Annotated in this window: 21 protein-coding genes; 16 read left to right on the forward strand and 5 right to left on the reverse strand. The window is 63.4% G+C overall.

Annotated features, from left to right (window positions below):
- Window positions 1–19 precede the first annotated feature (19 nt).
- From HKD31_RS00530 to HKD31_RS00600, 15 genes are all read left to right on the forward strand, one after another.
- Window positions 20–862, forward strand: a complete 843-nt coding sequence (locus HKD31_RS00530) for a TVP38/TMEM64 family protein (RefSeq protein ID WP_228120096.1) — start codon at window positions 20–22, stop codon at window positions 860–862.
- Between the two features lie 45 nt (window positions 863–907).
- Window positions 908–2176: a multidrug effflux MFS transporter gene (locus HKD31_RS00535; protein ID WP_194263992.1), complete on the forward strand. Its 1269-nt coding sequence runs from the start codon at window positions 908–910 to the stop codon at window positions 2174–2176.
- 13 nt (window positions 2177–2189) lie between these two features.
- Window positions 2190–2537: a response regulator gene (locus HKD31_RS00540; RefSeq protein ID WP_194263991.1), complete on the forward strand. Its 348-nt coding sequence runs from the start codon at window positions 2190–2192 to the stop codon at window positions 2535–2537.
- A gap of 113 nt (window positions 2538–2650) precedes the next feature.
- Window positions 2651–3190 carry an adenine phosphoribosyltransferase gene (locus tag HKD31_RS00545; protein WP_041111400.1) on the forward strand — a complete coding sequence of 180 codons (540 nt, stop codon included), beginning with the start codon at window positions 2651–2653 and terminating at the stop codon, window positions 3188–3190.
- Between the two features lie 22 nt (window positions 3191–3212).
- Entirely contained in the window at window positions 3213–4043 is an 831-nt protein-coding gene (locus HKD31_RS00550; RefSeq protein ID WP_194263990.1) for an NADPH-dependent oxidoreductase, read from the forward strand.
- Between the two features lie 327 nt (window positions 4044–4370).
- Window positions 4371–4577, forward strand: a complete 207-nt coding sequence (locus HKD31_RS00555) for a cold-shock protein (protein ID WP_041111398.1) — start codon at window positions 4371–4373, stop codon at window positions 4575–4577.
- Between the two features lie 92 nt (window positions 4578–4669).
- Entirely contained in the window at window positions 4670–7189 is a 2520-nt protein-coding gene (gene hrpB / locus HKD31_RS00560) for an ATP-dependent helicase HrpB (protein ID WP_194264118.1), read from the forward strand.
- Between the two features lie 75 nt (window positions 7190–7264).
- Window positions 7265–8521, forward strand: coding sequence for a S1C family serine protease (locus HKD31_RS00565; RefSeq protein ID WP_194263989.1), 1257 nt, complete (start codon window positions 7265–7267; stop codon window positions 8519–8521).
- Entirely contained in the window at window positions 8514–8732 is a 219-nt protein-coding gene (locus tag HKD31_RS00570; RefSeq protein WP_194263988.1) for a hypothetical protein, read from the forward strand. Before HKD31_RS00565 ends, HKD31_RS00570 begins: the two co-directional genes overlap by 8 nt.
- A 100-nt stretch (window positions 8733–8832) precedes the next feature.
- A complete protein-coding gene (locus HKD31_RS00575) occupies window positions 8833–9513 on the forward strand; it encodes a winged helix-turn-helix domain-containing protein (RefSeq protein ID WP_011252400.1) in 681 nt (226 codons plus the stop codon).
- 6 nt (window positions 9514–9519) lie between these two features.
- Complete coding sequence (locus tag HKD31_RS00580; RefSeq protein WP_194263987.1) at window positions 9520–10953, forward strand: HAMP domain-containing sensor histidine kinase; 1434 nt, start codon at window positions 9520–9522, stop codon at window positions 10951–10953.
- A 58-nt stretch (window positions 10954–11011) separates the two neighbouring features.
- Complete coding sequence (locus HKD31_RS00585; RefSeq protein WP_062496927.1) at window positions 11012–11356, forward strand: hypothetical protein; 345 nt, start codon at window positions 11012–11014, stop codon at window positions 11354–11356.
- A gap of 44 nt (window positions 11357–11400) precedes the next feature.
- Entirely contained in the window at window positions 11401–12144 is a 744-nt protein-coding gene (locus HKD31_RS00590) for an SIMPL domain-containing protein (protein WP_194263986.1), read from the forward strand.
- Window positions 12145–12172: 28 nt separating this feature from the next.
- Complete coding sequence (locus tag HKD31_RS00595; protein WP_194263985.1) at window positions 12173–12520, forward strand: thiol-disulfide oxidoreductase DCC family protein; 348 nt, start codon at window positions 12173–12175, stop codon at window positions 12518–12520.
- 82 nt (window positions 12521–12602) lie between these two features.
- A complete protein-coding gene (locus HKD31_RS00600; RefSeq protein ID WP_194263984.1) occupies window positions 12603–14117 on the forward strand; it encodes a tetratricopeptide repeat protein in 1515 nt (504 codons plus the stop codon).
- Between the two features lie 75 nt (window positions 14118–14192).
- Here the strand turns inward: HKD31_RS00600 and infC are convergent, their stop codons facing one another.
- The 5 genes from infC to HKD31_RS00625 all read right to left on the reverse strand — a co-directional run bounded on the left by infC (window position 14193) and on the right by HKD31_RS00625 (window position 19682).
- The gene (gene infC, locus HKD31_RS00605) at window positions 14193–14714 is read right to left on the reverse strand and encodes a translation initiation factor IF-3 (RefSeq protein WP_011252394.1); all 522 of its coding nucleotides are present in this window, start codon (window positions 14712–14714) and stop codon (window positions 14193–14195) included.
- Window positions 14715–14867: 153 nt separating this feature from the next.
- Window positions 14868–16805 (reverse strand): threonine--tRNA ligase, encoded by a 1938-nt coding sequence (gene thrS / locus HKD31_RS00610; protein ID WP_194263983.1) that lies wholly within the window; start codon window positions 16803–16805, stop codon window positions 14868–14870.
- A 113-nt stretch (window positions 16806–16918) separates the two neighbouring features.
- Window positions 16919–17974 (reverse strand): glycosyltransferase family 2 protein, encoded by a 1056-nt coding sequence (locus HKD31_RS00615; RefSeq protein WP_194263982.1) that lies wholly within the window; start codon window positions 17972–17974, stop codon window positions 16919–16921.
- Window positions 17971–18891: a glycosyltransferase family 9 protein gene (locus HKD31_RS00620; protein ID WP_194263981.1), complete on the reverse strand. Its 921-nt coding sequence runs from the start codon at window positions 18889–18891 to the stop codon at window positions 17971–17973. The genes HKD31_RS00615 and HKD31_RS00620 overlap by 4 nt, the downstream gene beginning before the upstream one ends.
- 113 nt (window positions 18892–19004) lie before the next feature.
- The gene (locus HKD31_RS00625; RefSeq protein WP_194263980.1) at window positions 19005–19682 is read right to left on the reverse strand and encodes a nucleotide exchange factor GrpE; all 678 of its coding nucleotides are present in this window, start codon (window positions 19680–19682) and stop codon (window positions 19005–19007) included.
- 162 nt (window positions 19683–19844) lie between these two features.
- Between HKD31_RS00625 and HKD31_RS00630 the strand changes: the two genes are divergently transcribed.
- Window positions 19845–20615 carry a response regulator transcription factor gene (locus HKD31_RS00630; RefSeq protein WP_011252389.1) on the forward strand — a complete coding sequence of 257 codons (771 nt, stop codon included), beginning with the start codon at window positions 19845–19847 and terminating at the stop codon, window positions 20613–20615.
- Window positions 20616–20684: the final 69 nt, after the last annotated feature.

A 20684-nucleotide genomic window follows, 5' to 3' on the forward strand; every position in this document is an offset into this window, starting at 1 on the left:
ATATCTTCAAGAGAAAAAGATGGCGGGTCGATTTTTTCTCCCGTCCCTGTTCCGGCGCCCGGGGTGCAGGCATGAAATGCTGTTTACGGTCCGGGCCGTAGCCGAAGGGCGCTCCGGCTGGTATCGGGCAGGGATGGGTAGCCCGATTTCTCTTCCCCCCGATCCGGAACTGCGTCGCACGCTGCGACAGCTTGTCCCCTGGCGCGCGGCCCTGACGATCGGCGCGATGCTGGTGCTGGTGGCGGCGCTCCAGCGCCTGCCGTTCATCCATCACCTTCTGGAAAACGCGCCGCACTGGCACGAGACGCCGGGCGCGCCGCTGTGGTTCCTGCTGCTGGCCGTGCCCTACAGCGCGTGCGGACTGCCGCGACAGGCGCTCTGCGTGGCGGCCGGGCTGGCCTTCGGACTATGGGGCGGCCTTGTTCTGTGTTCGCTGGCCTATATGCTGGGGGCGGTTCTGGCCTATGGATGGGCGCGCGCACTCGCGCCTGCCGCGTTTCGGGCGCGGCTGCATGACAGGCTGCAGGCGGATTACGCCGCCTTGGCCCGGACGCTCCACGCCAAGCCCTTCCGGGCGGTCCTGACGCTGCGCCTGATGCCGGTGGGATCCGCCCTGCTGGTCTCGACGGCGGCGGGACTGTTCGAACTCCCGCTGCTGCCGTTTTCGGTCGCGACATTCCTGGGAGGGCTCCCGCAGACCCTGATCTTCGTGCTGGTCGGCTCCGGGACGCGGATCGGGCATGTCCTTCAGTTGGGGCTTGCGGGAATCCTGTTCGTCGTGTCGGGTGTGCTGGGCGCTGTTCTGCTCCGGCAGCATGGCCAGACCGTCCCGAAGGACAACGCAGACCCCCCGGCTTCCTGAAAAAAGCTGCATACCACGCAACCTGAATTGAACAGGCAGACGCGCATGACAGATCAGAACATGACATTCAGACGGGGAGATCCCCTGCCCGCATGGCTGCCGGTTCTGCTGGGAATCTTTACGGCTGTCGGGCCGGTCTCGACGGATGTCTATCTGCCGGCCCTGCCTGAAATGGAGCGTCAGCTCCACACGGCGGCGGGGTCGGGCAGTGCCACGATGGCAGCCTGGGTGATCGGGCTGGCCATCGGGCAGATCACCATCGGCCCGATCTCGGACCGCTTCGGCCGTCGCTGGCCGCTGCTGCTCGGCATGCTTGGCTATACGCTGGGCGAGATCGGCTGTGCGCTGGCGCCGAGCATGACGTTCCTGTGCATCTGCCGTGTCTTCTCCGCCATCATGGCCTCGGCCGGACTCGTGGTGCCGAACGCCTGCATTCGCGACCTGACGGAAGGCGATGCCTCGTCGAAAATGATGTCCCGTCTGATCGTCATCCAGGGCACGGTGCCGATCCTGGCTCCCATGCTGGGGGGATTTGCGCTGAAATTCGTGGACTGGCGCGTCATCTTCTGGGCCACGGCCGTCTATGGCGGACTCTGTACCTTCCTGCTGATGACGATCTTCCCCGAGACGCTCGCTCCGGAAGACCGGCGGGACCTGCGTCCCGTCTCCATCATCGAACGTTACATCTATATCCTGCGCACCCGCAGCTTCGTCACGAACGGTCTGGTCTGGAGCTTTCTGGGCTTCGTGACCTTCACCTATCTGACGGCGGCGCCCATGCTGTTCGAGGACGTGTTCGGCATGTCGCCGTTCCATTATGGCATGCTGTTCGGCCTGTTCGCGATCTGCATGATCGGCGCGTCAGCCATCAATGGGCAACTCGTCGGGCGCGTCAGTACCGCGAAAATGCTGTTCTCCGCGTTGGGCATCAGTCTGGCGGGCTGTGCCATCCTGCTGCTGCTGGCACTGGTCTCGAACTATGATCTCGATCCGCAGGGACACATCAAGGCGATGTTCCTGTGGCCGCTCATCATCGCGCTCATCATCACGATGGGCCCGACTGGCATTATCGGTCCTAACTCCATGGTGGGCGTTCTCTCCGAACAGTCCGACCGCGCCGGTTCGGCCTCGGCTCTGGCGGGAACGATGCAGTATCTTTTCGGCGCCGTGGCGAGCGCCCTGTTCGGACTGATGCCGTCCGGAACGGCCGTTCCGATGGCAATCTTCATGTCCTTTGCCTTCGCCGCGGCCATGGGGTTCGCCCTGCTGCGCCCCAACCTGCCTGCCGTGGCAGAGCCGTCGAACCACTCCTGAGGAAATATCCATCATGAAGGCACTTCTGGTTGAAGACGACGCCGCCATCGCCCTGGTGGTCGAGACGGTTCTCCAGCGTGAGGGCTGGACGGTGCGGCATGTCACGGACGGGACTTCCGCACTGGAGGAGGAGGCTCCGGATCTTCTGGTGACGGACCTCAACCTGCCCGGCGCGCGGAACGGACTGGAGATTGCGCATCTGCTGCGCGAGCACCGCCCTCAGATGGCGGTCGTGCTCATGTCCGGCGACTACGAAGAGAGCGATATGGCCCCGCAGGGCATGGCCGTATTGCCTAAACCGTTCCGCAGGGCAGGGCTTCTCGCCGCCATCGCACAGGTCATTGGTCAGGTCCGGGATTAGGCCTGCCATTGGCCGCCCGGCGCAATCCGGGCTTGAGGACAGGGGTTGAGTTGGGGGGGAGACTCCCCTACATGCCGCGCTGTTTGCCATGACCAGATGAAAGCAGTGCCGCCATGTCGTTTCAGGATCCCCAGCCGCTCGATCTCAAGAACTACATTCGCGAGATTCCGGATTTTCCGAAGCCGGGCATCCTGTTCTACGACATCTCGACCCTGATCCGCTCGCCCGACGCCTGGCAGGTCGCCACCGCCCGTCTGGCCCGCGTGATCGCCGCCTGGCAGCCGGATATTCTGGCTGGTATCGAGAGCCGCGGCTTCCTGACGGCCGCGCCGCTCGCCCTGCGTCTGGGCTGCGGCTTCACGATGCTCCGCAAGCCGGGCAAGCTGCCGGGCAAGACCATTTCCCTGAAATACGGTCTCGAATACGGCGAGGACGAGCTGCACATCCAGGCCGACGCCATCAAGCCGGGCCAGCGCGTCGTGGTGCTGGACGATCTGCTGGCAACGGGCGGTACGCTTGCGGCCTCCATCGACCTTCTCCGCAAGGTCGGGGCCGAAGTCGTGGGTGCCTCCGTGCTCATCGAACTGGCAGACCTGAAGGGCCGTGAGAAACTGGATGTTCCCCTGAACGCTCTGATGACATACGACGAATAAAGCGACGAACAAGGAACGCGACATGTCGGGCACCTCTTCTGAACGGATTTCCACGCTGTGGCAGACACGGTACCGCACACCGGCACCGAAAATCCTGCCGGACAACGCGGTGCTCGACCTGCTGCTGTCGCATCATTCGGTCCGCGCCTATCTGCCTGACGACTTGCCGGAAGGCACGCTGGAAGCCGGCATCGCCGCAGCCTCCTCGGCCGCCACGTCCAGCAATCTTCAAGTCTGGTCCGTCGTAGCCGTTGAAAACCCGGAAACGCGCGCCCGACTGGCGGAACTCTGCGGCAACCAGAAGCATATCGAGGTTGCGCCGCTGTTTTTGGCCTGGATCGTCGATCTGGCCCGGCTGGAGCGGATCGCCGAGCGGGCGGGGATGGGGCATGAGGCGCTCGACTATCAGGAGACGTTCCTCATGGCGACGCTCGATACCGGGATCGCCGCCCAGAACGCCGTGACCGCGTTTGAATCCCTCGGTCTGGGCACGGTCTATATCGGCGGCCTGCGCAATCATCCCGAAGAAGTCGCCAACCTCCTGTCCCTTCCGCCGCGCTCGGTCGCGGTCGTGGGGCTTTGTGTCGGCAAACCTGATCCGGCAGCCCAGAACGGTCACAAGCCGCGTCTGGGACAGGAGGTCGTTCTGCACCGGGAGCGTTACAGCACGGACAACGAGGCCGAAGGCATCGCGGCCTATGACCGTATCGCGGACGATTACCAGAAGGAACAGGGCCTGACATCGCGGGCATGGTCGGAAACGGTCGCCAAGAGGGTCGACAACTTCAGGGGCCTGAGCGGTCGGCACGTCATGCGCACAGTGCTGCACAGGCTCGGCTTTCCGCTCCGCTAAAAGTGAATTGCAGGGATGCGGAAGAAATTATCCCTGACCTATAAAGTTCTTAAAGAGATTAAAGATTTCGTTTGTCAGGGCTTTGGCGCAGTTACTGGAACCGAAAAATAAACCTTTTTGATAAAATCTTCCCTGATGAAATATGCGGGGAGAGTTTTATTTTGAACTTGCTTCCTTCTGGATATTGCAGGCATATTCAAGTGCAGCTGTTTTTCCGGCTGGAGAATATCGCCCTGCGTTTATCCGCACAGGCGCACCTTTCCCCTCTGAAAAAACTGATTACGTGAATGTTTGCGCGTAAAGCTGCGTTATCAAAGGAGACCTGCGATGGCGACAGGTACAGTAAAGTGGTTCAACGCCACGAAGGGCTTCGGTTTCATCCAGCCCAGCGACGGCACCACAGACGTTTTCGTTCACATTTCTGCTCTCGAAAAAGCCGGGTTGCAGAACCTGAATGAAGGCCAGCAGGTCTCTTACGAGATTGAAGACGGCCGCAACGGACGCAAGTCCGCAGGAAGCCTCAAGGCGCTCTGACAAAATGGTGGCTTCGGCCACCATTTTTCGTTTCAGACACTTTTCCGCGCCATCGCTTTCGCGCAGACGCACGGTATAACAGAGGCTCTGACCTGCTGTGCCGGAGCCGCGCCCTGACTTTTACCTTCCCTCCCGAACTCCCCGTCACAGCCATCCTGCCGGAGCTTCTGGCAACATTGGAGACGCAGCCCAACGCCGTCCTCGTCGCCCCGCCCGGTGCGGGTAAAACGACGCTGACGCCGCTCGCGCTTCTGGATGCACCCTGGCTCGGAACGCAGCGCCTCATTCTCGTGGAGCCCCGTCGCGTAGCAGTCCGTGGCGCGGCCTCGCGCATGGCGTCGTCGATGGGTGAAAAGCCGGGCGGCATCGTGGGCTTCCGTACCCGCACCGACTCCGCCATGTCTGCCAGAACACGCATCGAGGTGGTGACCGAAGGTCTGCTTCTGCGTCGCCTGCTGACCGACCCGCTGCTGGACGGCGTGGGCGCGGTGCTGTTCGATGAAGTGCATGAACGCTCACTGGATCTGGATGCGGCGCTGGCGTTCTGTCTGGACATGCAGCGTGAAATGCGGCCGGATCTGCGGATTCTGGCCATGTCCGCCACGCCGGATGGCCGCGCTTTCACGACGCTGATGAACGCCCCGCTGATCGAGAGCGAAGGCCGCCAGTACTCCATCGACATCCGTCACACCCGCGACATTCCCCACATGCGGGACCTGCCCGAAGCCTGTGCCCGCGCGATCCGTCAGGCTCTGGCGGAAGAAGAGGGCGATATCCTCGCCTTCCTGCCCGGCGTGGGCGAAATCCGCCGTACACAGGCGCTTCTGGAGGGCACGGTTCCGGTCTTTCCGCTGCATGGCGAACAGACGACCGAGGATCAGGACCGTGCCATCGCCCCGTCCGACACGCGCCGCGTCGTGCTGGCGACATCCATTGCCGAGACCTCCGTCACTGTCTCGGGCGTGCGGATCGTCGTGGATGGCGGCCTGCGCCGGGCCCCGCGCCTTGATCCGAATACCGGCCTGTCGCGTCTGGAAACGCTGAAAATATCCCGCGCCACCGCGACCCAGCGTGCAGGCCGTGCGGGACGGCAGTCGCCGGGTATCGCCATCCGCCTGTGGTCGGAAATGACGCAGCGCAGCCTGCGCCCGCAGGACGCCCCGGAAATCCTCGTCGCCGATCTGACGGATTTTGCGCTCGTGACAGCGGCATGGCAGGAGGTCATGGGAACGGCTCCGGACAGTCTGCCGCTGCTGGACACGCCGCCGACGGGTGTTCTGGCGGGCGGCCGCGAACTGCTTCGAGAACTCGGCGCGCTCGATGACGCCAACCGCATCACTGTGCTTGGCAAGCGCATGGCGTCCCTCGGCACGCATCCGCGTCTGGCCGCCATGCTCTGCGCCGCCCGCACGCTGCCGGAGCGTGTGACGGCGGCCTGTCTGGCGGCTCTGCTGGAAGAGCGTGACCCGCTTCGCCCACGCCCGAACCGCCCGTCCGGTCCTGCCCAAGGAAATACGTCAGGAGCCGATATCCGCGTTCGCTTCGCCCTGTTCGAACGCGATGATCCGCGCGCGGATCGCGCCAGCCTGTTTCATATGCGTCAGTCCGCCAAACGCTTCCTGCGCCGTATGGGCGAGCGGGACGTGCCCCTGATGCCGCTGCCGGATCATGCAGGTGCGCTGCTGGCCGCCGGTTTCCCGGACCGTGTCGCGCAGGCGGCGGGTGAGTTGGGGCGTTTCCGTCTGGCGGGCGGGGGGAGTGCCCGCGTTTCCGCCAATGATCCGCTGGCGCGTGAAAAGCTGCTGGCCGGGGCAGCGTTCCATACCCGGACCTCAACGGAAATCACGCTTGCCGCCCCATTGGATGCTGAAAACCTGCCCCGGACCCTTCTGGACCGGACCCGCGAGCAGGTGGAAACGACACTGGACGGCACATCCGGCCGCATCATCGCCCGTCGCAGGCTCCGTCTGGGTGCGCTGGTCCTGCGGGATCGCAACGGCGAAATCAGCCCAGAGGAAGCGCAGACGCTCCTGATTCAGCAGGTCGCCGCGAATCTGGCGCAGGCCCTGACCTGGACGGAGGCCGGGCGTCAGTTCCAGGCCCGCGTGGCCCATGCCCGCGCGACCTATGCGCCGCATCTGCCGGACCTGTCCGATGACGGACTGGCGGCCTCGCTCGACTGGCTGGAGCCGTATCTTGCCGGATGCGACCGTCTGTCTCAGGTCAAAGCACTGGACCTGCTGTCCATTCTCCGTGCCCGTCTGGACTATTCCGATCTTGCCGCACTGGACCGCAAGCTTCCGCCGCGCCTGACGCTGAAGGCCAGCACGCACGACATCGACTATACCGGCGCGGTCCCTACGGTCTCCGCCCGTGCGCAGGCTTTTTACGGCACGGCCCAGACGCCGCAGCTTGCGGACGGACAGCTTGCCCTGCAATGCGCGCTGCTGTCCCCGGCGGGACGGCCGCAGGCGATCACGGCCGATCTCGCAGGATTCTGGAAAGGAAGCTGGGCCGACATGCGCCGGGACATGCGCGGGCGCTATCCCCGCCACGACTGGCCCGAAGATCCTGCGACCGCCGAGCCTCCCAAACCCCGTCCGAGACGTTGAATCGCCATGATCTTAGGATGTGGAACAATTCTGTGTTAGCAGCAGGGATATGACGATGTTCCTGTCCTGTTTCCCATGAAACGCGCCCTGCAGGCTGCTGCGATCGGTGCCGGAACAGCCACTGTCGTGACGGTGGGGCTGATGCTGGCTTTGCGCGGCCATGGGAATACTGCGCAGCCGGTCCCGCATCCTGCCGAACAGCCGCAGAAGCCGCTGGTCATGCAGGCCCCCGCGCCGAAAATGCTCCCGACGATCATTCCCGATCGCACGGTTGCGGGCGAAAACACGGACGCACAGGGCATCCCGACACAGCCGGCCGTCGTCCCGGCACCCGCGCCGGCTCTGCCACCGCTTCTGGTCAAATACGGCCCGCTGAGCTTCGCCCCGCTGGTGCGGCAGGTGATTCCGGCCGTCGTCAACATCGCCATTACGCAGAACAGCCCGGACGGGCACGACCACATCCCGCCCCAGATTCGCGGAACCCCGTTGGAAAAGCGCTACCGGGACCGGATGAAGCGTCAGCAGGAAGAAATGGTTGGCGCCGGATCGGGCTTCATCGTCGATCCGTCCGGCATCATCGTCACGAACCGCCATGTCGTGGGCGGCGCGGACAAGGTCGTGGTCTCGCTCTCCAACGGGCATGAAATGCCGGCGCGCCTGCTGGGGGCCGATCCGTTGACGGATATCGCCGTCATCAAGGTCGACAGCCCCGAGCCGCTTCCGCACGTCACCTGGGGTGACAGCCAGCAGACCGATATCGGGGACTGGATTCTCGTTGCGGGCAATCCGTTCGGGTTCGGATCATCCGTGACGGCGGGCATCGTCTCGGCGGTCGGGCGCGATCTGGGGATCGGCTCGCTCGATGATTTCATCCAGCTCGACGCCCCGATCAATCCCGGCAATTCGGGCGGTCCGGCCTTCAATATGCGCGGGCAGGTCGTGGCCGTGAACGCCGCCATCGTAACTCCGGCGGGCGGTTCGGTCGGGATCGGGTTTGGCATCCCATCCGAAATCGTTGCCCCGATCGTCGCGGAAATCGAGGCGACCGGCCATGCCGAACATGGCTGGCTCGGCATCACGCTTGATGACAGCGATACCGATATCGGTATCGCCGGCGTCGATAATGGTGGTCCGGGACAGAAGGGTGGTCTGCGGCGTGGCGATATCGTGACGCAGGTGGACAATGTGCCCGTTACCAGTGCGCGAATGCTCCTGCGCAGTATTGCTGCGGCCCGCCCAGGCATGACCCTGACGTTCCGGATCCAGCGCGGCAAGCAGTCCCTGACGCTGCCCATTCATATCGGCCCGCGCCCGCAGGATGCGGATGACTGAGCCGCTCCCCGGCAGAACGATCCGCCTCGGCCGGTGCGGTGTTCTGCTGCTGGGCGCTCTTGCCGGATGCAGTCCTGTCCCGCCTTCGCCGGGGCAGAACGGCTATCGGGACGGGCTTTCGGAAGCGTCTCCATTCTCATGGGGACCGATCAGTGCATCCTCCCTGCGTGATGCCCAGCAGGACGATTTTGACAACGCAATCCCCCGCTAGACGCGCCTTTCTGTAACAAGCGCCTTTGACGGCTTCTCTCAAGCCGGTATTCTTCCTCACAGGAACGGCAAGACTGCGTTCGGAAGGAAGAAAGACAACGATGCGTATCCTGCTGGTCGAGGACGATCCGACTGTCCGTGCTTTCGTGCTCAAGGGCCTGCGGGAGGCCGGGCATGTTGTGGATGAGGCGGATAATGGCAAGGACGGCCTGTTTCTGGCCGTCAGCGAGAATTATGACGTCGTGATCCTGGACCGGATGCTGCCGGGCGGCATCGACGGTCTGCGGATTCTGGAAACCCTGCGCGGGCAGAAGAACGCAACGCCGGTCCTGCTGCTTTCGGCGCTGGCGGATGTGGACGAGCGCGTGGCCGGCCTCAAGGCCGGCGGCGACGACTACATGACTAAGCCCTTCGCCTTCTCCGAGCTTCTGGCGCGTGTCGAGGCGCTGGGCCGGCGTGGCCGCCCCGAAAGTGCGCCGCAGACGCGTCTTGTTGTGGGCGATCTGGAAATGGATCTGCTGTCCCGCACCGTCAAACGCGGCGGCGAGAAGATCGACCTTCAGCCCCGCGAGTTCCGCCTGCTGGAGTTCCTGATCCGCCATGCCGGGCAGGTCGTGACCCGCACCATGCTGCTCGAGCGCGTGTGGGACTATCATTTCGACCCGCAGACCAACGTGATCGACGTGCATGTCTCGCGCCTGCGCCAGAAAGTGGACAAGCCGTTCGACAAGCCCATGATCCACACGATCCGCAACGCCGGCTACATCCTGCGGGCGGACTGAGGCCTGATGTTCCGGCGCAAGGTCCGCCGTCTCGGACTGTTCCTGAAACGGCGCCTGCGCTGGCCGATCCGCTCGGCCGGGCTGAACTTCGCCCTGGCTTACGGCCTCGTCTTCGTGATTTCGGCCGGAGCGTTCCTGTCCTTCATTTGGTGGAACACCACCGGCCAGCTTGACCATCAGGTCGAGGTCGCGGTGCAGGTCGATGCCCTCGATCTGTCCCATCGCTGGGCGCAGGGCGGCCCATCCGCCCTCAGCCTCGCCATTCAGGACCGGCTGGACCAGAACGTCGATGACGACGAGCTGTATCTTCTGGTTGACCCGGACGGCCGTAAATTCGCCGGCAATCTGCCAGGCTGGCCCGTCGTCATCACCCGGCTGGATACGTTTTACGAACTGGCCATCAAGCGCGATGGTTTCCGTACCAATGCCAAGATGCACGCCTATCCTCTGACGCATGGCTTCCGGATGATCGTCGGGCGTGACGTCCGTGGGCGACAGCTCGTCCGCCACGTCCTGACCGATACGCTGATCTGGGCCTGGATCATGGTGACATTGCTGGCAGCCGGTGGGGCGCTGGCGATCCGGCGCATTTTCCGGCAGGTCGTCCGCTCCATCGCCCGCACCACGGCGGCCGTGGCGCAGGGTGATCTGAGCCAGCGCATCCCGCTGACGGGCAACGAGACGGATCTGGTGGGCCAGACCGTCAACACCATGCTCGAGCGGATCAACCGCCTGATGGATGGCGTCAAACAGGTCTCCAATGCCATCGCCCACGACCTCCGTACCCCGATCGCCCGCGCCCGCGCCCGTCTTGAGGATGCCAACCGTACTGCCACCTCCGCCGAGGAGCTTCATGCGGCGATTGACCGCGCAGTCATGGATCTCGACCGGGTCACGTCGATTTTCGAGGCCCTGCTGAGAATCGCCCAGCTCGAAGCCGGGGCCAGACGCGCTGCCTTCACGGTGCTGGACATCCGCCCACTGCTGGAAGGACTGAGCGAACTTTACGAGGCTTCGGTCGAGGATGCCGGCCTGCATCTGGATTTCAAGGCAGGGACGGTCCAGCCGGTCAACGGCGATCCGCATCTACTGCAACAGGCCGTCGCCAATCTGCTGGACAACGCCATCAAGTTCGCGCCCCCCGGAACCACCATCACCCTGTCGGTGGACATGCAGGGCGAGCGTCTGGCCATCACCGTCGCCGATCAGGGGCCGGGCATGAGCGAAGACGATCTGAGCCGTGCTTCGGAGCGCTTTTTCCGTGCCGAAACGGCCCGCAACACACCCGGAGCCGGGCTTGGCCTCTCGCTGGTGCAGGCTGTGATGAGCCTGCATGGCGGCGCGCTGGAACTTAAGGCCGGCGAACTGCAAACCGGACAGCCCGGCCTGTCCGCGACGCTCCTGCTCCCGGTCGTGCCAGCCGTGTCCCGAAAGGGATGACGGAAGTTTCATCCGCGCCCCACTCTGCGCTTAGCTGGAATGAGCTACACAATCCGTGATGCGCTTCTCCCTGCCTTCACCGACCGTTCTTCCGGCCTTCTGTCTGCTCGGCTGTCTGGCCGCGTCGCCGGTCCTGCGTCCGGTGCAGCACCTGCCGGCAGGACATTCGGACGATGCCATCCCGGTAACGTCCGAAAACGCGGAATACTGCGCCCGCCTGCGCAGAAACGTGGATACCCGGCTGGCCGCTCCTCCCGCCGCCATCCCGCTGGGAATCATGGAAGACGCCCGCCATCTGCGCGCGCAGGGGGACCTTCTCTGCTCGCAGGGTCATGTCCGCGCGGGGATCGAACGCCTGCGCCGGGCGTTGGTCCTGCTGAAACACGCTCCGGAACCGCGCTGACGATATTCCGGACGTCCCCCGACCCCTGTTTTTCAGGAGATCCGATGACCCGTTTTTCCCTGCCCCGGTCCAAGGCGCGCCCTGGCCCGCTTCTGGCCGTCGCTCTGGCCGTTTCTCCCGTTGCTCTGTCTTGCACGGGAGCCTTTTCCACCGCACAGGCAGCCGACATGCAGCAGGATACGACGACCCAGCTCGATTTCAGCGTCATGGGCACCGCCCATGCGGTCCCAACGGAACTGACGGTGCGCCTTTCCGTCCGGTCCGACAGTCCGTCTGCGGCGGCGGCCCAGAAGGACGTGAACACCCGGATGGCTGCTGCCATGAAGCTGGCGGGCGGTCAGGACGGAATCGTGGCGAAGGCGGGCGGATACTCCATCTACGAAAACACGCCCGAACATGGCCCCAAAAGCTGGACGGCCCGGCAGGAGCTTGAACTCAGCGGGCAGGATTCCGTGCGGCTGCTCGGTCTGGCCGGACAGCTTCAGTCACAGTCCCTGATGCTGGAAGGACTCGACTGGTCGCTCGACGATGCCACCCGCGAGCGTCTGCTCCAGGAAGCCCGGACGGAAGCTCTCAAAAAGGTCCGCTCCCAGGCCGAACAGAGTGCGCAGACCTTGGGCCTGCGCCTTGCGCGCCTCAAGGAAGTCCGCATTTCCTATCAGGAGCCGGGTCCCCGCCCCGTGATGCTCATGGCGGCCCGCATGGCCGATTCTGCCCCGCCCCAGCGTAGCCCGGACGAGCAGACCCTTCGCGTGAATGTCTCCGTGCAGGCCGAACTGTCGCCATGATCCTCCCCCAGCCGGGACTTTGCGGATCATGGTGACGGTCTGGTTCGATGGTGCATGTCCGCTCTGCCGGCGCGAGATCGCGCTGATGAAACGGCTGGACCGGCGCGGTGCCATCCGCTTCATCAATCTGGAGTCGGCCCAGGGCTGTCCGCTGGACCGGGCCACCCTGCTGGCCCGGTTCCATGCCGAGGAAGACGGGCATCTTTATGAAGGTGCCGCTGCCTTCGCCGCCATGTGGCGCGCCATTCCCCTGCTGCGTCCTGTGGGTCTTGCGGCCCGCAATCCGGTCGTTCTGGCCGTTCTGCAATGGGGATATGGCAAATTCCTGCGCATCCGCCCGTTTCTGCAGCGCCTGACCCGCAGACTGGAAGGCTGAACCGCACAGCCGGACAGGAAAACGGAGGATTTTAAGGGTTTCTTAGGAGGCGTCCGCTACGACGGGAAAAAAAGGAGCCTTCATGCCCAACTCTTTCCGTTTGCTGGCGCAGGACATTCTCGCTCTTGGTGAGGCAGGTGACATCCCGTCTGCGCTCGAAAAGCTGCATGAAGGCATCCAGACCCTCCCTCAGGATCCCCATTCCACGTTTCTGGCAGGATGTCTTTATGAACGCTTCCGGGACTGGCCGCAGGCGCGGAGCTTCTATCTCCAGAGCCTGCACATGAACGTGCACGCCCCGAGAATCTGGCATCGTCTGGGCATCGTCTGTCTGGAGGCCGGCGATCTGGATGGTGCGGAGAGGGCGCTGAAAGTCGCGATCCAGCAGAAGCCGTCCGAGGCCCCCTATTACATCGATCTCAGTCTGGTTCAGGCCCGCAAAGGTCTTTTTGAGGAGGCCCTTGAGAACGCCGTAACCGGCGACGCCCTTTTCCCCGACCATGTCCCGGCCATCAACAATATTGCTCACGCCCTGCAGTGCCTTGGCCGAAGCGAAGAGTCCCTGCCGTATTATGACACGGCCATCGCGCTTGCCCCCGAAAATGGCGTCTGTCGTTTCGGACGCGCTGTCAGTCTTCTGAAAACCGGCAATTTCGATGCCGGATGGCGGGAATATGAATGGCGCTGGCGCTGCTGCCAGACCCCGCGCACAGACCTTACTGTCCCGCAGTGGGAAGGCGAAGACCTGAGCGGCAAGACCATCCTGGTCCATCACGAACAGGGCTATGGCGACACACTCCAGTTCATCCGCTTCGTGCCCCTCCTCAAGGCGCGCGGCGCCACGGTCGTGGTGCAGGTTCCCATCCCACTGGTCAGGCTTCTGGAACGGGTGGAAGGGATCGATCAGATCGTCTCGGTGCTCGACCCCGCGCTGCATCTGGACCTGCACTGCCCGATGGTCGGCCTGCCATTCCGTCTGAAGATGACGCCGTCCACAGCGCCCGGCTGTCCGTACCTGTCCGTTCCCGTCGAAGAGCAGGTCAGGGAAGGGGGCGCGCTTCGTCAGAGCCTGACAGAAGACACGGAGCGGCCCGATCTGATTGTGGGGCTCGTCTGGAACGGCGATCCACGGTCGCATGATCCTGTCGCCACACAGGTTGATCGCCGGCGGAGCGTGCCTCTGGAGAAACTCGCGCCCCTGATGGAAGTGGACGGCATCCGTTTCGTCAGTTTCCAGTTGGGCATGCCCAAAAACCAGATTGCCGAAACGGGCCTGCCCGTGACCGACATGACGGACGGGATTACCGATTTCGCCGATACGGCAGCCCGGCTTTACGGGATAGACCTGCTGATCAGCGTGGACACGTCCATCGTCCATCTGGCTGGTGGACTCGGCCTGCCAGTCTGGATGATCTCACGCAGCGATGCGTGCTGGCGCTGGGGCGAAACCGCTACGACGACGCCCTGGTATCCGAGCATGCGGATTTTCCGCCAGCCCCGCTCGGGGGACTGGGAAACCCCGGTCGCTGAGATCGCAGGAATGCTGCGGCAGTTCGTTGCGCTCTATCGGACGAATCTTGAAGCCGAGGCCGCCTGACGGACAGGCCATAAAAAAACCGGCCGATCCCGAAAGGGCGGCCGGTTTTTTTTATGTGCGGGCTGAAAGCGCCCCTTAGCGGGGTGCGATCACCATCAGCATCTGGCGGTTTTCAAGGCGGGGCATCTGCTCCACCTTCGCCTTTTCCTCGACTTCCTGGCGGATACGCTCAAGCATCTTGATGCCGAGCTCCTGATGGGCCATTTCGCGGCCCTTGAAGCGCAGGGAAATCTTGACCTTGTCGCCCTCGTCAAGAAAGCTGTGAATGGCCTTGAGCTTCGTCTGGAAGTCATGCTCGCCCGTACCGGGACGAACCTTCACTTCCTTGATCTCAATGACCTTCTGCTTCTTGCGGGCTTCGTTCTTCTTCTTCTGCTGCTCATACTTGAACTTGCCGTAGTCGAGAATCTTCACGACAGGAGGAACAGCGGTCGGGCTGATTTCCAGAAGGTCGAGACCCACCGAAAAAGCGCGCATCAGGGCATCCCGGGTCGTCATAACGCCCTGCATTTCGCCTTCTTCGTCAATCAGACGAACCTGCGGAACACGGATTTCCTCGTTGACGCGCGGTCCTTCACGGGTGGGCGCGGCCTGCATCGGCGGTCTAGCTATGGTCAGCTCCTGTCATCAGTTTCTCTCGGGCCCGGTCAGCAGCATCCGCCTTCACGAAGAAAGGCGGGATACGGCCATTTCCGATCCCGTTCCTTCTGCACATAGTCCTGCCTTACGCCCGGTGCAAGGGGATTACGTTCAATCCTTTGCAAAGCGCGCGATGTCGGGGGCCTGAGCCTCTTTCGCCAGCGCTGCAACGGCGTCGTCGAGCGACAGGATCTCCTGTGCCGCGCCGCCCAGACGCCGCATGGCGACCTTGCGCTCTTCGGCTTCGCGGCGACCCACGACCAGGATGACCGGAACGCGTGCAAGGCTGTGTTCGCGGATCTTGGCGTTGATCTTGTCGCTGCGGGTGTCGGTCTCGACCTGGAGTCCCGCGGCCTTGAGCGTAGCCGCGACTTCATTGGCGTAGTCGGCGGCGTCGGAGACGATGGACGCCACGACAACCTGCGTCGGTGCCAGCCAGAGCGGGAACTTGCCAGCATACTGCTCGATCAGGATACCGATGAAGCGCTCGAAGCTGCCGAGAATCGCGCGATGCAGCATGACCGGGCGATGACGGTTGCTGTCCTCGCCGATATAGGACGCATCCAGACGCTCCGGCAGGACATAGTCCACCTGAAGCGTGCCGCACTGCCAGTCACGGCCGATGGCATCGGTCAGCACGAATTCCAGCTTCGGGCCGTAGAACGCGCCTTCGCCCGGATTGTACTCGTATTCGACGCCTGCGATCTCGCAGGCCTTCTTGAGCGAGCCTTCCGCACGGTCCCAGACCTCGTCCGAACCCGCACGCGTTTCCGGACGGTCCGAGAACTTCACCCGGAAGCTCTCAAATCCGAGGTCGGAATAGACCTCCGCCAGCATCTTCACGAACTTCGCGGTCTCGTCTGCAATCTGGTCGTCCGTGCAGAAGATATGGGCATCGTCCTGCGTGAAGCCGCGAACGCGCATGATGCCGTGCAGCGCGCCCGACGGTTCGTAACGGTGGCATGCGCCGAATTCAGCCATCCGCAACGGCAGCTCACGATAGGAGCGCAGGCCGTGGCGGAAGATCTGCACGTGGCACGGGCAGTTCATCGGCTTCAGCGCAAGCGTCTTGTCCTCGTCCTCGACGGTCGCGATGAACATGTTCTCGCGATACTTGTCCCAGTGACCCGATGCTTCCCAGAGCGCACGGTCCACGAGCTGCGGGGTGCGGACTTCCTCGTAGCCGTTCCGCTCCTGCGCACGGCGCATGTAGTCCTGCAGGACCGTGTACAGGCGCCAGCCCTTGCGGTGCCAGAAGATCTGGCCGACGGCTTCTTCCTGAATATGGAAAAGATCCATCTCGCGCCCGATGCGGCGATGGTCGCGCTTCTCGGCTTCTTCAAGGCGCAGGAGATGGGCATCCAGCTCCTTCTTGTCGCGCCATGCGGTGCCGTAGATGCGGGTCAGCATGGGGTTGCGGTGGTCGCCGCGCCAGTAGGCCCCGGCCACGCGCATCAGCTTGAATGCCGTGCCGACATCGCCGGTGGTGCGCAGATGCGGGCCACGGCACAGATCGAGCCATTCGCCCTGACGGTAGATGGAGATCTGCTCGTCTTCGGGCAGGTCCTGGATCAGCTGCGCCTTGAAGTCCTCGCCCTTCTCCTCGAAGAATCGGATGGCGTCGTCACGGTCCCAGACCTCGCGGACGAACGGCGTATTGGCCGCTACGATCTCGCGCATTTTGGCTTCGATGGCCGGGAAGTCTTCCGGGGTGAACGGCTTCTCGCGGGAGAAATCGTAATAGAAGCCGTCCTTGATGCTCGGCCCGATCGTGACCTGCGTTTCAGGCCACAGGGACTGCACGGCCTCGGCCAGAACATGCGCCGCGTCATGACGGATCATTTCCAGCGCGTCCTCATCCTTGCGGGTGATGAACTTCACGGACGCATCGCTGCTGATTTCGGTGCCGATATCGACGGGCTTGCCGTCCACTTCCATCGCCATGGCGGCCTTGGCGAGACCCGGCCCGATGGAGGCCGCGATCGTCGTGCCCGTCACCGTCCCGTCGAATGTGCGGACGCTTCCGTCGGGGAGTGTGATGGCGGGCATGGAGATCGCTCCTGTGCGAGTGGGGACGGCAGAGTGCTCTGCCGAAAAACGAACCGGTAAATGGCCTCAATCCCCGCCGCGCTGCAACCCCCAGACGGACAGACAGGCCGTTTTCAGGTCGCTTTGTCCATCTGAAGCACAAGCGGCGGGACATTGCCGGGATCGGACTGCCGGCCTTCATCCCATCCACAGGTGAGATAATGGACGAGCGGCCAGATCCCGTAATAGGCATCCTGCGCCACATCCGGGTTGTTCGCGGCATAGAAAACCGGATCGAACACCCGGTATTCTTGCTGCTGCCCGTCCTCCCGTGCCCGATGCGCGAGAAAGCCGGAGGGAATGTTGAGGGACGGATGCGGAATGGTATCGCCGGTTCCAAGCAGGATATCCGGATCAATCCCCAGTTCCCGCAGGCGCTGTGCGATCACGGGAGCATAGATGTTCGGAACAGGCCGATACCCGGCGGCAAAATCCTCGGAGCCGGTTTCGAAATAGAAGTGAAGATGCGTTCCGTCCTGAGGGTGCTCCAGCGTCTCGCCGGTTTCCGAAGCTGCCAGTTTCTGCCGCGCGAAACGGCGGATTTCTTCATAGTCCGGGCGATTGTGCAGATGGAGATGCACGAACGGCGTGCGGACATAGCGCTCGGGATAGATGCTCTGCGGGTTGTGAAACCCGCGGTCCAGACTGACGATCGTCTGCGCGCGGAACAGTCCGCGCCTTACGATCTGGGGAAGATAGTAATCCGGAGCTTCCGGCACATTCAGCAGAAGCCGGTCCGTAATGAACGTGGCGTTTTCCTGCACCAGATAATCGAACTGCCGCCGGATGACCTCCGGATCGAGCGAAAGCTGGTCCAGAAAGACCGTCAGGAACTCGTCGCAATCCAGTGGCACGGCGAAATCGCAGGCATCGTCCGCGTCCCACTGCCGGATGATCCCGGCAATGACGTCTCCCTTGTGCAGAAAATCCGTGGGAGATGCATGATCCCGGACGATGTGGACACCTTTGCCTTCATACCGCGTCTGGATGTCCAGAACGGCCGGATCGGTCGAGCCGTTATCGATGACGGTCAGGTTTGAAAAACCGAAGATCGCCGCGTGCCACAGAATCCAGGGCTCCAGCAGCGTCGCCTCGTTCTTCTGCATCACAACGCAGCGGACCCGGGTCATCGGGAGAGCATCGCCTCCATGCAGGTCTCGACCCGGGAAGAGGGCAGCATCGCCAGATCAGGCACCACGATCAGATCCGTCCGGCCTGCCGTGGGGGTGAGGGGGGCCGTCAGGCGCGGGTCGCTGTCATGGCCGAAGAGCGTAATGCAGGGCGTGTCCATCGCGGCAGCCAGATGCATCGGTCCGGTGTCGTTCCCGATCACGATCTCCGCCCGGTCCAGTACGCCAGCCAGTTCCAGAAGCGTGGTCCGGCCCGTCAGGTCGAGGGCGGTGGGGCAGAGGCGCAGGATGTCCTGAGCCAGCGGCGCCTCGGCCTGCGTTCCCACGATGACCGGGCGAATGCCTTTGGCCACGAGGGCCTTGGCGATCTCGGCAAAGCGCGATGTAGGCCAGCGTTTCTGCGGGCGGTGGAACGCCGCACCCGGCACCAGAACGGCGTAGGGCGCGGTGATTTCAGGCCCAGGCCCCTGAAGCCAGCGCGGAACACTGCGGGGCAGGGGCGTGACACCGGCGTCATGAAGCTGGTCATCCAGTCGGGCCAGCGTATGCATGTCGTTGCGCGACGGATTGCCGTGCGGATGGCAGCAGCCGCCCGAGATGCCCGACCAGTTTGCGGGCTGCCCCGCGAGACGGAAATAGGTTTTCGAGCGCCCCGAGGTCTGAAGATCGAAGACCCGGTCATAGCCACGCAGTTTCCGCGACAGCCGCCACAGTCCCGGCAGGTTGCCCATCGACGGGCGGTCATCCGTCAGAACCTCATCAAACCAAGGCGCAGCACGGGCCAGATCCGCGAAGGGCGCGGTGGTCAGGAGGGTCAGTGTGGCGTGGGGAAAAGCGGCCCGGATGGACGCGAAAGCTCCGAAGGCCTGAACGAAATCGCCCAGGGCGCCGAGCTTTATGACAAGAATGCGACTCATGGGCCGACTTTAGCAGGGTGTTGCGGAACGCCAACCATTCACGATCGCCGTTCCGCAAAGAAATCCCGGACGTGGGATTTCGGTCCTTCGCCCCTCTGCTTGGGAGGGAGGGATCAGACCGTCTTGTCGACGCCCTGCGGAGCAGCCGAGGAACTCCCTTGGGCGCCACCCTTGGCCACAACAACCATGGCCGGCTTCAGCAGACGGCCCTTGAGCAGCCATGCGGGCGTCCAGGACTGCATGACATGGCCCGACGGATGCTGGTCGGACGGCTGTTCTGCCATGGCCTGGTGCAGGTTGGCGTCGAACGGCTTGCCGGTCGGGTCTTCGCAGGTGATGCCGTGGCGTTCGAGAATGTTGATGAAGGACCGCTCGGTTCCTTCGATTCCCTCACGCAGCTTGGTGATGAGGACGTCCTCGCCTTCGGTCTTTGCTGGCAGGGACGCCAGGCCGCGCTGAAGGTTCTCGGCAGCCTCGACCACGTCACGGGCGAATTTCTGGATGGCGTACTGGCGCGCATCCTCGATGTCGCGCTTGGCACGGGCGCGGATGTTCTGGCTTTCGGCTTCGGAACGGACCCAGCGGTCCTTGAGTTCCGCAACCTGTGCTTCAAGAGCCTCGATCCGGGCTTCGGGAGTCGTCTCTTCCAGCGTTTCACCGCCGGTTTCGTTCATGCCCGGCGTTTCGTGGCCGGAGGTCTCGACGCCCTGTTCAGGCACGTCGTGGGCCGTTTCCGGCGAGGCGTTGTGGTCTGTCATGTCACGACCTTCTTCTATGGGACGGGCCATCATGCGGCCCCGTTCTTCTTCAGGAGATAACGCTGATTGTCTCAAAGACAAGGGTTGCGCTGTCGCATAGCGACGCATCATGTCACTGAAAAGCCTATTTTCCGCCATCATGGATCATGGGTTATAGGTAAAAGGCCGCAACAGTTCTTAGCAGACGGACCCCTCATGGAGACGCCCCGAACCCCCTACGCGCCGCCCGCTTCTGCCTCGCAGACGCCGACCGGAGCCTCCGCCGCGCCGATCATCGCGCTGGTGGACGATGACCGGAACATTCTCGCCTCCGTCCAGATGACGCTCGAAGCCGAAGGATTTACCGTCCACACCTATACCGATGGCGAAAGCGCGCTGCAGGGCATCACCTCGCGCCCCGTCAGCCTCGCGGTTCTGGATGTGAAGATGCCGCGCATGGACGGCATGGAACTGCTCCAGCGCCTGCGCGCTCGCTCGAACCTGCCGGTGATTTTCCTGACGTCCAAGGACGAGGAACTGGACCAGCTCATGGGCCTGCGCCTGGGGGCTGACGACTACATCACCAAGCCGTTCTCCCAGCGCCTGCTGATCGAACGCATCCGCGCCCTGCTGCGCCGTCAGGATGCCAGCCGGGCCGAGGCCACGGGTGTTGCCGCCGTCGGTTCCGCCATCGTGCGCGGCCAGCTCTCTTTGGACGAGACGCGCCACCAGTGCCTGTGGGGCGGTCAGGACATTGCGCTGACGGTCACGGAGTTCCTGCTGGTCAAGGCGCTCGCTTTGCGTCCGGGCATGGTGAAGTCCCGCGATCAGCTCATCGACGCCGCCTATGGCGACAACATCTATGTCGATGACCGCACGATCGACAGCCATATCAAGCGCGTACGCAAGAAGTTCCGTCAGGTGGACGATGAGTTCAACCAGATCGAGACGCTCTACGGCATCGGCTACCGTTACCGGGACGAGTAAGCGCGCGTGGATGATGACTCCGCCTCCTTCCCGACAGGTCACGCGCTCGACGTCGACCGGCTCGAACAG

Origin of the sequence: Gluconobacter potus, assembly GCF_015244705.1 — a bacterium.
In the GTDB taxonomy this organism is placed as follows: Bacteria; Pseudomonadota; Alphaproteobacteria; order Acetobacterales; family Acetobacteraceae; genus Gluconobacter; species Gluconobacter potus.